Source organism: Marinomonas sp. ABL3_031 (assembly GCF_056161265.1).
In genome coordinates this window covers 58,224-72,528 of record NZ_JBSWYU010000003.1, presented here as the reverse complement: position 1 = coordinate 72,528, position 14,305 = coordinate 58,224, and the positions used below count along the sequence as shown (strand labels likewise).

At 43.0% G+C, this 14,305-nt stretch carries 14 protein-coding genes; 8 read left to right on the top strand and 6 right to left on the bottom strand.

What is annotated here, in order from left to right; translation table 11 throughout:
* The first annotated feature begins 8 nt into the window (after positions 1–8).
* The 3 genes from leuB (at position 9) to hpf (ending at position 3,027) form a co-directional block, all read left to right on the top strand.
* A complete protein-coding gene (leuB, locus tag ACXAH2_RS04795) occupies positions 9–1,088 on the top strand; it encodes a 3-isopropylmalate dehydrogenase (RefSeq protein WP_475077037.1) in 1,080 nt (359 codons plus the stop codon).
* A 74-nt stretch (positions 1,089–1,162) separates the two neighbouring features.
* On the top strand, positions 1,163–2,281 hold the full coding sequence (gene asd, locus ACXAH2_RS04790; protein ID WP_475077036.1) for an aspartate-semialdehyde dehydrogenase: 1,119 nt from the start codon (positions 1,163–1,165) through the stop codon (positions 2,279–2,281).
* A 353-nt stretch (positions 2,282–2,634) separates the two neighbouring features.
* A complete protein-coding gene (hpf, locus tag ACXAH2_RS04785; RefSeq protein ID WP_475077035.1) occupies positions 2,635–3,027 on the top strand; it encodes a ribosome hibernation-promoting factor, HPF/YfiA family in 393 nt (130 codons plus the stop codon).
* A gap of 236 nt (positions 3,028–3,263) precedes the next feature.
* On the opposite strand, the gene ACXAH2_RS04780 is transcribed toward hpf, so the two are convergent.
* A complete protein-coding gene (locus ACXAH2_RS04780) occupies positions 3,264–6,062 on the bottom strand; it encodes a bifunctional aconitate hydratase 2/2-methylisocitrate dehydratase (protein ID WP_475077034.1) in 2,799 nt (932 codons plus the stop codon).
* Positions 6,063–6,260: 198 nt separating this feature from the next.
* Positions 6,261–7,988 carry a formylglycine-generating enzyme family protein gene (locus ACXAH2_RS04775; RefSeq protein ID WP_475077033.1) on the bottom strand — a complete coding sequence of 576 codons (1,728 nt, stop codon included), beginning with the start codon at positions 7,986–7,988 and terminating at the stop codon, positions 6,261–6,263.
* A gap of 161 nt (positions 7,989–8,149) precedes the next feature.
* On the opposite strand from ACXAH2_RS04775, the gene ACXAH2_RS04770 reads away from it, so the two are divergent.
* On the top strand, positions 8,150–8,764 hold the full coding sequence (locus ACXAH2_RS04770) for a MiaE family protein (protein WP_475077032.1): 615 nt from the start codon (positions 8,150–8,152) through the stop codon (positions 8,762–8,764).
* 95 nt (positions 8,765–8,859) lie between these two features.
* Positions 8,860–9,171, top strand: a complete 312-nt coding sequence (locus tag ACXAH2_RS04765; RefSeq protein ID WP_475077031.1) for a hypothetical protein — start codon at positions 8,860–8,862, stop codon at positions 9,169–9,171.
* 88 nt (positions 9,172–9,259) lie between these two features.
* On the opposite strand, the gene ACXAH2_RS04760 is transcribed toward ACXAH2_RS04765, so the two are convergent.
* The 4 genes from ACXAH2_RS04760 to queC form a co-directional block, all read right to left on the bottom strand.
* Positions 9,260–10,042 (bottom strand): UDP-2,3-diacylglucosamine diphosphatase, encoded by a 783-nt coding sequence (locus ACXAH2_RS04760; protein ID WP_475077030.1) that lies wholly within the window; start codon positions 10,040–10,042, stop codon positions 9,260–9,262.
* A complete protein-coding gene (locus ACXAH2_RS04755) occupies positions 10,042–10,545 on the bottom strand; it encodes a peptidylprolyl isomerase (RefSeq protein ID WP_475077029.1) in 504 nt (167 codons plus the stop codon). Before ACXAH2_RS04755 ends, ACXAH2_RS04760 begins: the two co-directional genes overlap by 1 nt.
* A gap of 40 nt (positions 10,546–10,585) precedes the next feature.
* Positions 10,586–11,236, bottom strand: coding sequence for a 7-carboxy-7-deazaguanine synthase (gene queE / locus ACXAH2_RS04750; RefSeq protein WP_475077028.1), 651 nt, complete (start codon positions 11,234–11,236; stop codon positions 10,586–10,588).
* 104 nt (positions 11,237–11,340) lie between these two features.
* A complete protein-coding gene (gene queC / locus ACXAH2_RS04745) occupies positions 11,341–12,000 on the bottom strand; it encodes a 7-cyano-7-deazaguanine synthase QueC (RefSeq protein ID WP_475077027.1) in 660 nt (219 codons plus the stop codon).
* Between the two features lie 170 nt (positions 12,001–12,170).
* On the opposite strand from queC, the gene ACXAH2_RS04740 reads away from it, so the two are divergent.
* The 3 genes from ACXAH2_RS04740 to ACXAH2_RS04730 are packed head-to-tail and all read left to right on the top strand — an operon-like array spanning position 12,171 to position 14,196.
* On the top strand, positions 12,171–13,145 hold the full coding sequence (locus ACXAH2_RS04740; protein WP_475077026.1) for a bifunctional helix-turn-helix transcriptional regulator/GNAT family N-acetyltransferase: 975 nt from the start codon (positions 12,171–12,173) through the stop codon (positions 13,143–13,145).
* A gap of 5 nt (positions 13,146–13,150) precedes the next feature.
* A complete protein-coding gene (locus ACXAH2_RS04735) occupies positions 13,151–13,873 on the top strand; it encodes an AzlC family ABC transporter permease (protein WP_475077025.1) in 723 nt (240 codons plus the stop codon).
* The gene (locus ACXAH2_RS04730; RefSeq protein WP_475077024.1) at positions 13,870–14,196 is read left to right on the top strand and encodes an AzlD domain-containing protein; all 327 of its coding nucleotides are present in this window, start codon (positions 13,870–13,872) and stop codon (positions 14,194–14,196) included. Before ACXAH2_RS04735 ends, ACXAH2_RS04730 begins: the two co-directional genes overlap by 4 nt.
* Positions 14,197–14,305 lie beyond the last annotated feature (109 nt).

Below are 14,305 nucleotides of genomic sequence, written 5' to 3'. Positions count from 1 at the left end.
GATTTAACATGTCTAAAAAAGTATTGGTATTGCCGGGTGATGGCATAGGTCCAGAAATCGTTGAGCAAGCTGTTCGTGTTCTTGATGCAGTGAATGACAGTTATTCACTGGGCATTGAGCATGAATCTGCTCTAGTGGGCGGTTCGGCTTATGATGAAACGGGTTCGCCTCTTCCAGAAGAGACGTTATCTAAAGCCAAAGCTGCAGATGCCATTTTATTGGGGGCAGTAGGTGGACCTAAATGGGACGGCTTAGACATGGCCGTTCGCCCTGAAAAGGGGTTGTTGGGTTTGCGTTCTAATCTAGAGCTTTTCTCCAATTTACGTCCTGCGATCTTATATCCGCAGTTGGCAGAAGCCTCAAGTTTGAAGCCTGAGATTGTTGCTGGTCTGGATATCTTGATTGTGCGTGAGCTCACAGGCGGTATTTACTTCGGTCAACCTCGTGGTATCCGTAGTTTGGAAAATGGTGAACGTGAAGGTTTTAATACCTACGTTTACAGTGAATCGGAAATTCGTCGTATTGCACGTTCTGCATTCGAGGCAGCTCGTCAACGTGGCAAGCGTGTCTGCTCGATTGATAAATCCAATGTGCTTGAAGTGACGGTTCTTTGGAAAGAAGTCATGGAAGAAGTGGCGCAAGAGTATCCTGATGTCGAATTAAGTCACATGCTAGTAGATAATGCTGCCATGCAGCTTGTTAAGGCGCCAAAACAGTTCGATGTAATGGTTACTGGAAACATGTTTGGTGATATCCTTTCAGATGCTGCTGCTATGTTGACAGGTTCTATCGGTATGTTGCCGTCGGCGTCGTTAAACGCAGAAGGTCGTGGTATGTATGAGCCTTGTCATGGTTCTGCGCCTGATATTGCAGGACAGGGCATTGCCAACCCATTAGCGACCATTTTATCTGTGGCTATGATGTTGCGTTATTCGTTAAATGCTAAGCAAGCGGCTGACGCCATTGAAGCAGCAGTAAGCAGTGTTTTAGATCAAGGTCTAAGAACGGCAGATATTGCATCACAAGGATGCACAACGGTTAGTACGCAAGCCATGGGCGATGCGGTACTAGCAGCATTAAAGGCTTAACACATAAAGAGTTAGGCGTTCATTCGGGATATTGCTCTTGGTATGAGTGACCCCACAAAAAAGGTAATAAAACCATGTCAAAAAATACTGTAGGTTTAGTCGGTTGGCGCGGAATGGTAGGTTCCGTATTGATGCAACGTATGATGGCGGAAAAGGACTTTGATCACATTGATCCGGTTTTTTTCACAACCTCTCAAACGGGGCAGAAAGGGCCAGAAATTGGTAAAGATATTCCATTGCTTCAAGACGCTAAAGACATTGAGTCCTTGAAGAAGATGGACATTATTATCACCTGTCAGGGCGGTGATTATACCAAGGAGATTTACCCTCAGTTACGTAAGGCTGGTTGGCAAGGTTACTGGATTGACGCTGCGTCCTCTTTGCGTATGGACAAAGATTCTATCATTGTGCTTGATCCAGTTAACCAAAATGTCATTAAGCAAGGTTTGCATGATGGCGTTAAGACTTTTGTTGGTGGTAACTGTACCGTGAGCTTGATGTTGTTGGCATTAGGCGGCTTGTTTGAGAAGGGTCATATTGAATGGATGACCTCCATGACCTACCAAGCAGCCTCTGGTGGCGGTGCACGCCATATGCGCGAACTGATTAATCAGATGGGTATGTTGCAGGGTGCTGTTGCTAGCGAGCTTGCTGATCCTGCTAGTGCCATCTTGGACATTGATCGCAAGGTTGCTGAGAAAATGCGCTCTGCTGACATGCCTGTTGATCAATTTGGTGTGCCGTTAGCGGGAAGTTTGATTCCTTACATTGATGCTCAGCTAGACAATGGTCAAAGCCGTGAAGAGTGGAAAGCACAAGCGGAAGCCAATAAGATTTTGGGCAATACGTCTAACATTATCCCAGTTGATGGTTTATGTGTACGTATCGGTGCCATGCGTTGTCATAGTCAAGCTTTTACCATCAAGCTGAATAAAGACATTCCAGTTGCTGATATCGAAGGCTTGTTGGCAGAGCATAATGATTGGGTTCGCGTTGTGCCAAACGATAAGCAAGCAACAATGGAACAATTAACGCCAACGGTTGCCACTGGTACTTTGGGTATTCCAGTTGGGCGTATTCGTAAGCTGAATATGGGGCCTGAATTTATCAGTGCTTTCTCGGTGGGAGATCAGTTGTTGTGGGGTGCGGCAGAGCCATTACGTCGTATGCTACGTATTTTGCTTGAGAATTAATATAATTAATTCAATAGGTTAGATTTACTTCCAATTAAACGCCACACTAAAAAGTGGCGTTTTTTTATGTCCATCACAAATTGTAATATTTAGTTACATAAAAATCTGGAGACTTGTGATCGGGCTGCTACACTGGAATGAGAGGTTGCAGAAGAGGCTCAAAAAAACGGCGCAAAGTTCATAAGAAAGGGTGATTGAAAAATCACCCTTTCTGTTCATGATCTTGAGCAAGTATTTACACTTTGGGGATTGAATTTAGGTTCAATCATCCATAGATTAATAAGTAGGAAGATAAGAGGAGGATAGATAATAAACACATTAAACGTCTGACCAAAACAGAAGGAAAATGCTATATGTATACATTGAATATCAGCGGCCACCATGTTCAATCTGGTGAAGAAGTACAACAAGTAGTCAAAGAAAAAATGGATCACTTGGCGCGTATCAATAATCAGATAACTAGCATAAAAGTGATTCTCAATACTGAAAAGCATGAGATCCATGAACTTATTGTAGAGGCCAGTGTTCACATTCCTGGTCATGACTTATTTGCTACCGTTAAGACAGATAAGCAACTGAAACCTGCCCTTGACCTGCTTGTTAGTAAGCTTGAGAAGCAATTAATTAAACACAAGGCAAAACATTCCGGCCGACTGCATCACATCAATGCTAAGGACGTCGAGAGCTCTGCCGAGAGGCAAATGCAAGCGGAATTTAATGAACTCGTAGAGAGAGAAGTGATTTAACCCTTCAGTCACTTAAAGAATATAGCCTCGCAAATGCGAGGCTTTTTAATGTCTAGAGAAAGCTCAAGTGTCATGCCAGTATGGACATTTTTCCACCCCAAAGACGTCATTCAGTTTATAACAAACATAAGCTCTATCAACAAAAAAACCGATACTAGATTAGCATCGGTTTTTTGATTCATTCGCTCATTTACAACGAGTACAAATGAGCGAAATTTTCAGGTTCAAAAGTGATCCTAGTTGCTGCTAACAGCAATGAGTTCGGGCTCAGATGTCATATCTTCAGCGGGTGGAGCAAAAGAGGTTAGATCAATGCCTTCTACAGCGGACAGGTACTCATCCATTGTTGGGAAACGACCTAATACAGTTGACAGAACAACTAGAGGTGTTGAGCCAAGTAGGGATTCACCTTTCTTCTCCGCAGAATCTGCAACCACACGTCCTTGGAATAGACGAGTAGACGTGGCGATAACAGTATCACCTGGTGCGGCTTTTTCTTGGTTACCCATGCATAGGTTACATCCTGGGCGTTCTAAATATAGGATGTTTTCATATGATGTGCGAGCAACAGATTTAGGATTGGTGTCATCAAATTCAAAGCCAGCGTATTTGGCTAAAACTTCCCAATCGCCTTCTGCTTTTAATTCATCCACTATGTTGTAGGTTGGAGCAGCTACTACCAATGGTGCATTGAAAGACACACTGCCTTGTTTCGCCTCAATATTACGCAGCATTTGTGCGATGATTTGAATATCCCCCTTGTGTACCATACAAGAGCCAACGAACCCTAAATCTACAGGTTTGTCTTGATAGAAAGACACAGGACGAATCACATCGTGAGTGTAGCGTTTAGACACATCATCGTTGTTTACGTCTGGGTCAGCGATCATAGGTTCAGCAATTTGATCCAAATCGATCACTACTTCAGCATAGTATTTTGCATTGTTATCAGGAGCAAGGGCAGGCTGTTCACCAGATTTAATACCTGCAATACGCTTGTCCGCTAAGTCAATCAAACCTTGAAGTGTTTGCGCCTCATTATCCATACCTTTGTTGATCATGATTTGAATACGGCTCTTGGCCAATTCTAAGGACTCGATCAAGGTGTCATCAGTAGAGATACAAATGGAAGCTTTCGCTTTCATTTCAGCTGTCCAGTCTGTAAAAGTAAAGGCTTGGTCAGCAAGTAGGGTGCCTATGTGTACTTCAATGATACGGCCTTGGAACACGTTTTCGCCACCAAATTGCTTAAGCATTTGCGCTTGAGTGGCGTGTACTACATCACGGAAATCCATGTAGCTCTTCATGTGACCTTTAAAGGTGACTTTGACAGAGTCTGGAATTGGCATTGCTGCTTCACCTGTTGCTAGCGCAAGGGCAACCGTACCAGAGTCTGCGCCAAACGCGACACCTTTTGACATACGTGTATGAGAGTCACCACCAATGATGATGGCGCGATCATCAATCGTAATGTCATTCAATACTTTGTGGATTACGTCGGTCATAGGTGGGTAAACACCTTTTGGATCACGTGCAGTAATTAAGCCGAAGTTACTCATGAAGCTCATTAGCTTAGGAATGTTGGTCTGTGCTTTTTTGTCCCAAACCGATGCGGTATGGCAGCCAGACTGGTACGCACCATCAACGATTGGGGAGATGACAGAGGCGGCCATGGCTTCCAATTCTTGAGCCGTCATAGGACCAGTCGTGTCTTGCGAACCAACAATATTCACTTTAACTCGGACATCTGAACCCGCGTGCAAAGGTGTCTCAGATGCAACGCCTACGGCATTGTTATTGAAGATTTTTTCTACGGCAGTTAAGCCTTGTCCCTCAATAGAGATTTCTTTAGAAGGCGCGTAAACCTGCGGCGCTTCAATACCTAATGTTTGTGCAGCAAAAGTTTGCAGTTTCTTACCGAAGACAACAGCATAAGAGCCGCCAGCCTTCATAAACTCAACTTTTTGTGGCGTAAACGATGAAGAAACGTCAACGAGTTCTTTGTCTCCGTTATAAAGTTTCATCTTTTTGGTATCTATGGTTAGCACTGTGCCTGTTGCAACAGAATAGGCTTCTTCTAGGACAGGGTCACCGTTTTCATCTGTTACTGTGTTACCTTCAGAGTCAACTTTCTTAACCCAGTTTTTCAGGTCGATACCAATACCACCTGTTACACCAACGGTTGTTAGGAAGATGGGGGAGATGCCATTTGTGCCGGCAACAACAGGTGCAATATTGATGAATGGAACGTATGGGCTTGCTTGTTTACCTGCCCACAATGCTACGTTGTTGACACCAGACATACGTGATGAACCTACACCCATTGTCCCTTTCTCAGCAATCAGCATGACTTTCGCATTTGGGTGTTTTTCCTTAAGCTCAACAATTTCTTGTTGTGCCTCAGGAGAGATCATGCAGCGGCCGTGTAATTCACGGTCGGCACGAGAGTGAGCTTGATTACCAGGAGACAATAGGTCAGTAGAGATGTCTCCTTCGCCAGCAATGTAGGTAACCACTTCGATTTTTTCTTCGATGTTAGGCAGCTTAGTAAAGAATTCTGCTTGTGCGTAACTTTCAAGAAGATCTTTTGCAATGGCATTGCCAGCTTTATAAGCTTCCGCAAGACGACTCATGTCAGCATCATAGAGGAAGACTTGGGTTTTTAATACGGCGGCAGCCGAGTTGGCAGTAGTAATGTCATTTGCAAGGGCGAGATCAATCAATACTTCGACTGAAGGACCACCTTTCATGTGCGATAGGTATTCAAATGCTAATTCTGGTGTGATTTCAGCAACAAGACTTTCGCCTAGGATAATTTCTTTTAAAAATTTAGCTTTAACCGCAGCGGCACTGGTTGTACCTGGAAGCGTGTTGTAAACGAAAAAGTTAAGTGAGTCAGCTCTGTGTTCATGCTTTGTGTCTTTTATTTGAGCAATTAGTTCTTTAACTAGATCGCCGCTGTCAATAGGTTTAGGGTGTAGCCCTTCTCCTTTACGGTCTTCAATTTCTTGCAAGTATTCTTGATACAGGCTCATATAACACCTCTGAACATTTATTCGCGATATGGTACATAGAGAGATTAACATCAAATAAAATGCTGATATTCTGACTCTGAATGCATGACTACTAATATAGTATAGGAAAAAGCGTGGCATGAGTGATATAAGGCCATAACAATTTCGAATAGGTGACATTTAGTGGAATTATTCTGATTTAGATTAATTCCACCTAGATCAAATATTTCGAATCACTCGGACCACTCGAAATCCCCAATTACTGGCTTTTAAATCAGGTGTGGCTCGATAGCGAGTTGCGCTGCGACCCACTCGTGGAATATCAAACCAAGAACCACCGCGCAACACACGGTTGTCACATTGGTTGGCCAGCCAAACTTGGTTTTCGGTCGGAGCGCCTTCATAGTTGTCGTGATAACAATCTTCGACCCATTCAGCCACATTACCATGCATGTCAAACAAGCCTAGAGGGTTACTGGCTTGACTACCAACGGGTCCAGTAGATATAGCGTCCCACTGACTGCCGCAACTGTCACAGACACTATAACCAGGTTGTACTTGGTTGCCATACCAGAAGGCCGTATTAGAATCGGCTCGAGCAGAATATTCCCACTCAATTTCAGTAGGCAGACGATATTCCTCGCCAGTCTGTTCCGATAACCAAGCCGTGTAAGCTTTGGCATCGTACCAGCTAACATTAATAACAGGTCGATTGCCTCGGCCCCAACCATTATCAGGAGGTAAAGGACGGCCAGTGGCTTTGGCGAATTTATCATATTGATCAAAGGTAACTTCGTATTTACTGATGTAGAAGCCCTTCGGAATTTCTACTTCATGAACCGGTTTTTCATTATCATCGCCAAAACGATTTTGGTCTCCCATTAAGAAAGTCGCAGGTGGTATTTTTTCAATCTTAGGTGCTGTGCCACCAGAAATAAGAGGCTCCTCTAAGACTTTGGGGAGTTCATCGAAGGGAGGGTTTTGTGGTTTTTCTTGTTGTACCATTGGTGTAATTTCATTCGATTCTGGTGTGTTTTGCGGCCAAAATATCATGGCAAACATTCCAGTAACTAATCCTGCTGAAGCAATAGCCACGGCTTTTTTATTAATTTTTTTTATTTGCTTACGCAAAAAGACTTTTAGTGCTGATTCACCTTCGTTTTCAAGTTTATATAGGTTGGCGCGAATAAATCGAATAACCTCGGTAAGGGATTTAGGTCGAGCGGATTCGCTATCCCTTGTCCATTTCGTTAATTTTTGCCAAGTGGAATCGCTTAGTTGTGGATGCGATTCAGGCAAGTCTGCAAAATTTTTGTCGAGTATGGATTCCCCCAATAAAGCCGCCATTAAAATTCGCATGAAGGCAAAACGGTCGGCGGCAGGAGATTTGTTCTGATCTTTTTTGCGATACTCAGGTGGGAACAAGCGGCTGTCCATCTCTTTTTCATCAATCTGTTTCATCCAATTATGAGCGCCGAAGCCTGTCATGATGCCAATACCATTCACCACTTGAACGGAGGAGAGGTCTAAATGACCATGGAAGAGGTTATTTTTGTGCGCCTGATCCAAGGCTTTGGCCATGCTGTCCATTAAACCAATAACGACATTGAGCGGTGCACCATCAGGGTACTTACCAAGAAAGCTGTAGAGGTTCTCTCCGCCACATACAGCAGAGCAAGAGAAAACCCACAGATTAGAATAGAAAGGAGGGTAATTGGGCGTAATAGCTGGATGCTTAATACTGGCGTACTTACGGGCATTTTGTAAAAAATCTTCTACCTTGCCTTTTTCAGCTTGATAAAAACGCAGTACAAAAGGTCGACCACCTTGATCTGCTACCCAGGTCGTTTTATGACTATCCATAGGATAGTTGAGAATGTAAGGATCGAGCTCTACGCCAACATGTTGGCCGATTTTTAATTTATTCGGTTGGTAAAATTCATTCATTACAAAATTGACATCCAAATCAAGACCTTGCTGCCAAAATGGCGAATTTTAAGGACAAGGATAGTGTGAATAAGAGTGTTGGTATTACAAGCGAGCTTAACGCTACTTTATTCGCACCTTCCCTAGTATAATCTCGTTTTTTAACACAAAAAGGTAGACCAATGTTATCTGCGTACCCTGAGCTGGTCGAGTTTCTTCCTTGTCAATCCCCAAAAGCTTGGGTGAATTGGGCTTTAGAAAATCAGTCACTATTACTAAATGATCACGCTCATTGTGAGAAAAAGGCCGCATCAACGGCCATGAGTTTAATGTATCGTTACGTTGATCGCGATAACTTGTTGCATAAAATGTCGCGTTTAGCGCGAGAAGAATTGCTGCATTTTGAGCAAGTACATAAATTGATGCGCAAGCGAGATGTGGCTTATGAACATTTGACGGCATCCCGCTATGCAGATGGTTTACGTAAACATATCCGCACTCATGAACCCGCACGATTAGTTGATACGTTAATTATTGGTGCTTTTGTTGAGGCTCGATCTTGCGAGCGTTTTGCCGCGTTAGCACCACACCTTGATGATGAATTGTCGAAGTTTTATCTATCATTGTTAAAATCAGAAGCGCGTCACTTTGAAGATTATTTGGCATTGGCAGAAGAGTATGCGGATGGACCGATTGATGATCGTGTTGCTTTTTTTCGAGATTTAGAGCACAAGTTGATTACTGAACCAGATGTTGAATTTCGTGTTCATAGTGGGCCGCCTCAACAAGCAGCGTAAAATTACAAATCGCCACAAAGCCATCGTGCTTTTTAACAGTTATGGCTAGGCTAACTGCTAAACTATAAGTATTGTCTCATTAGGAGAACAAGCTTATGAGTTCGCAAAAAAGTGAAACCTTACCAGATGTCACCTATTGGTTGGCTCTAGAAATCGCCAAGGTGGATCCCGTCGTCGATTTAGATGTAATGTATCGCGGCTCAATGGAACTGGATTACTTGTATCAAGTGTTGACCAGTAAAGCGCAACATTTTTGGTGGCAAGAACATGCTATTAAGCTGTCCCCAGTGATGGTGAATAATGCGTTTTTTAGAGCCGTAGCCATGTTGCACCATAGAAATTTAGAGTTTACAAGATCCCGTAATAGTGAGGAAACCGCTTGGGTTAAGGAGCTGTTAGGTCGATGATTTGTAAAATATTGTTTTTAAAAAAATAAAAGCCAGCTTGTTTGCTGGCTTTTTTGTGCAAGCGGCTTAGCGCCATTAGCGATACTGACTATAAGAAAAACAGATTAAGCCGATGTTCCATCTTTAGACTCTTTAAACCCTCATCTAAAAAGTCGTCAACCTTGGCCCTAGATTGCTCAAATTGACCTTGCTCAAGGCTTGCGAACCAAACAAACTTATCCCAGTCGCCTAGAACACAGCGCACATATTGTCCATCTTGATGTACCGCGGGACGATGGGTATGGCCGTGAATAATAGCTCTACATTGATGCTCTGTTAGTGCACTTTTGACTGCGTCATCGGTAACATCCATGATGCTCATGGATTTTTCCGTGGACATGTTTTTGCTGTCATTGCGTAACTGTGAAGCCAAAGCAATACGTTGTTCTATTGGCAGACTAAGAATTTCTTGTTGCCAAGCTGAGGAACGTACTGTGCGACGAAATGCCTGGTATTCCGTATCGGCAAGGCAATATTCATCCCCATGAGACAAGAGTAGATTGCCTTCGCTTAACTGCAGTCGAGTTTGTTCGTCTAGCAGAGTGGCACCAACACGTTTTAGCCAAGCATTACCAATTAAGAAATCACGATTGCCGTGCAAAAAGAAGATCTGCCAATCGGCATTTGAAAGCTCTGCAAGCGCTTGCTCGATAGATTGATTCCAATCTGGATGATAATCGTCGCCAATCCAAGCTTCATAGAAATCTCCCAGTAGATAAAGCTCAGCGGGAGAATATTGTGTTTTGAGTTCCGACAACATTTGTACAAACGCCCGAATAAGATCCGGGCGTTTGTCACTTAAATGCAAATCAGAAATGAAGAAACGTTTCATTAGTCTACGTTAGAAACCAATTCAGCCGATTCGATTACCACGTCATCAACTGGTACATCTTGATGACCTGATTTGATAGTGGTGCTCACTTCTTTAATCTTATTGACCACATCCATACCGGCCGTCACCTTACCAAATACAGCATAACCCCAACCGTCTGGTGTTTTGCTGCGGTGATTAAGGAAGCTATTGTCGGCGACGTTGATGAAGAACTGCGCTGAAGCCGAGTGTGGGTCCATGGTGCGAGCCATAGCAAGTGTGCCCACTGCATTTGTTAAGCCGTTATCTGCTTCATTTTCAATGGACGCGCGAGTTTCTTTTTGGCCCATGCCAGGTTCAAAACCGCCGCCTTGGATCATGAAACCATTGATGACGCGGTGAAAGATCACACCATCATAAAAACCTGAAGTGACGTATTCTTCAAAGTTTTTTGCTGTCTTTGGCGCTTTTTCGTAATCCAATTCGATCTGAATGTCGCCGTGGTTAGTGTGTAAAATAATCATAATAGATTCCTTGTTGTCATATGTGTCTGAAATTGGACAGCTAATCGATGTTGAGCATTTTATGTGTTTGTAGGCTAAGACGCCACCTCGGATGTGCTAAACAATAAGCTAAAGTGGCGCTTTGTGTGTCAGGGGTATGAATGAGTTTTTGGTTTAAGTGATTTTGATCCATGGGTTGCAGATAAAAATGATCAAACTCCAAACGCTCAAAATGTTCAGGTGGCAAGTGGCTTTGAGGGAAAACCAGTTTTAATTCATTGCCTTTTTGCACCTTTAAATCAGCTGAGGTCTTGGGGCTGACACATATCCAATCAATTCCCTCGGGTAGCGTCAATGTGCCGTTGGTTTCTATGGCAATGGTATAGCCTGCTTGTTTCATTTCTTTGATAAGAACTTGATCTAGCTGTAAAGCTGGCTCGCCACCAGTAAAGACTACGTATTTGTGTGCTTGATTATCAGGCCATAAAGTGTCGAGATGGTTTTTAAGGTCACTGGCGTGTCGAAATTTACCGCCATTTTGTCCATCTGTGCCAATAAAGTCAGTATCACAGAATTGGCATTCTGAAGAGAGTCGGTTTTTTTCTAAACCTGACCATAAATTGCAGCCTGTAAATCGGCAGAAAAGTGCTGGACGACCAGCGTGTGCGCCTTCACCCTGTAATGAATAAAAGGCTTCTTTAATAGAGTACATGTGTTACACCTGTCACATCTCGAAAACAGTCGAGGCAAGGGTTAATCACTTTTATTTAAGGTCTGGGGATTTGTGGAACAAAAACCAGACTAAATTAAGCTTTGTTAGATTTCGTATGTTAATGGGTCTTGTGCGCCTTGTTCAGCAAAAGCTTCCAAGCGTTCATTGCAGGCTCCACATTTACCACAAGACTTTTCTCTGCCATTGTAACAGGTCCAAGTTTTCGCGTAATCCAATTGCATGGCTAAACCCGCTTTTAGGATTTCGCCTTTACTGTTATGCAAAAATGGCGTAACGATTTCAACGGCTTGATAGTTGGCAATTTTGGCCACAGCATTCATGGCTTTTACAAACTCAGGTCGACAATCTGGATAGATATGATGATCTCCAGAATGGGCACCATAAAAAACTTTGTTTGCTTCCAATGACACGGCATAAGCGATCGCCATAGATAACAGCACCATATTTCTATTTGGTACCACAGTAGACTTCATATTTTCATTGGCGTAATGACCTTCTGGAATCTCAGCATCTCCCGTCAATGATGAATTGGCCATGAGACTGTTGATCGCAGTAATGTCTACCACTTTGTGAGGGATGTTGAGTTCCTTGCAAACTCCCGCTGCCACAAGCAATTCCTTGCTGTGCTTTTGGCCATAATTAAAAGAAATGGCATGAACCTCTAATCCTTGTTGAATGGCTGTATTTAACACAGTAAAAGAATCCATTCCTCCTGAGTAAACCACGACGGCTTTGTCTGACATAAAAAGCTCCCGGCTGAGTAATACTTGGGCGCGGATTATATCAGGTTTTGTTTTTATTGCTTCTTTTGATGCTTGATTATAGCCAGTAAATTGACTATTGTGTAACCGGTTACGTAAATTTGAAATGCTTGCTAAGAGAGCAAAATAAATAATCAGTAAGGGTGAAAGGTATGGAAGAGTTTGGCGTATTAACCCTTGGTAGCCGACTAAAAAGATTAAGTGACTATTTGTTTTCTCAGGTGCAAGAAATTTACCGCGTTTGTGAAGTACCTATTTCTTCAACTTATTTCCCAATTCTGCGACTTCTGCAGCAACAGGGCAGTATGTCGGTTACACAAATAGCCGAGCGTCTTAAAGTGAGTCATCCGGCAATCAGTAAGCAAATTACTAAGCTGCTTAAAGAAGGATTGTTAGACAAGGAAGTAGATGAACAAGACCAAAGGCGCAGTGTAGTACTGCTGTCCGATTTCGGTCATCAAGCCATGTTGAAAGCAGAGCCTGTGCTGTTTGAAATGAAACAACTACTGGAACGTCAACTATGCTTTTCCAGTGAACATTTTATGTCTTCTTTGGAAAAGCTGGAGCAGGTTGTCTTCACACACGGAATGGTTGGCCAGCTTATTGATAGGCTGGCTGACATTAAGATTGTTAAGATGAGCTCCCCTCATCATGCTAACGCCTTTTATCAATTGAATATGGCTTGGTTAACACGCTACTTTCCTAATCAAATTAATGATCACGATTTAGCGATCTTGGCGCAACCTGAGCAATGGCGGAAGCAGCACAATGGGGAAGTTTATCTTGCGGTCACGGTAAGCAGCAGTGTCATTGAAAACCTAAGCGAAGAGTCCGTAGTGGGTGCTGTCGCGATTAAATGGCATGACAACTCTGTAGCAGAGGTCTTGAAATTGGCTGTGGCAGATCATTGTCAAGGCAAGGGGATAGGACAGTTACTTTTACAATATTGCATTGATCAAGCACAACAAAATGGGGTCAACAAGGTGTTTTTAGAAACGGCCGCTTGTTTAAAAGCGGCGCAACATCTCTATGAAAAAAATGGTTTTGTGACAAAGGCGGCACCTAAGCGCTCGAATTATGAAAGAGCAGATGTGTATATGGAAAAACAATTCGAGGGAAAAGAGTGAATACGATGAATTCTGTAAAAATGGGTATAGTGGCGTCTATCCCCATGATTGTTGGGGGTGTTCCTTTTGGTATTTTATTTGGTTCATTGGCGTCAAGTTATGGCTTGAGTCCTTGGTTTGCTTTAGCCATGTCAGCTATTGTCTTTGCTGGTTCCGCTCAGTTTGTAGCCTTAGGGCTCATTGCATTAAATGCTCCTGTTTGGGTGATTGTATCAACCACCTTTATCGTTAATTTACGCCATTTATTATACGCCGCAGACTTGGTGAAATACGTGAAACATCTGCCATTTTCGATTCGGCTTATTATGGGTTTTGGCTTGATTGATGAAACTTATGCCGCGGTAAGGCCTCTTTACACTCAAGGTAAGTTAAACGACGAGAGTGGTTATAAAGCGTATTTGGGTTCTTTTTTGGCGTTTTACCTGATGTGGAATGTCACGACTGCCTTGGGAGTGCTGTCCGGTGAGTTGATTCCTGGTATGAGTGAATGGGGCTTGGAATTTGCGATGGTGGCGACTTTTATCGGCATTATTACGCCTTATTTGAAATCCTACGCCTTTTGGTTATGTCTGTTAAGTGCAGGATTTTCTTCCATCATATTGGCTGATTTGCCCAATAACTTGGGGTTGTTAAGTGCTGCTGTTATTGGTGTGTTAGTAGGGTTTTGGGCGGAGCAAATACGGCCATCAAAGCATCAGAAAAACTCTCTTGAAGGGGTTGAGTCATGAGTTTTAGTCAAGCGGCTTTGATCATAGTTGGTATGTTCATTGTAACCTTTGGTGTGCGCTTTGTGTTGTTGGCCAGAGCTCACAAAGTCACTATGCCCTTGTATATTGAACAAGCGCTTAAATACGTTCCGGTAGCGGTGTTGACTGCTATTATAACGCCGATGGTGATGATGCCAGATAAGCAATTGGATCTTCACTTTGATAACCCTTGGCTGTTAGGGGCGGTGGCGGCGTTTTTAGTCGGCATCTGGCGTCAGCATCAATTGTTAACCATAGTGGTTGGTGTGTTGGTTTTCTTTATTGCGCGTTACTGTATCTCTTAAAAAATATTTTTTTACAGATAAAAAATTCAATAACTCATCCCCCATGGAAAACGAAATACGATATACTCGCATGTTAAAGTTTTTTATCGTCAGTCGAATATTCATCAGG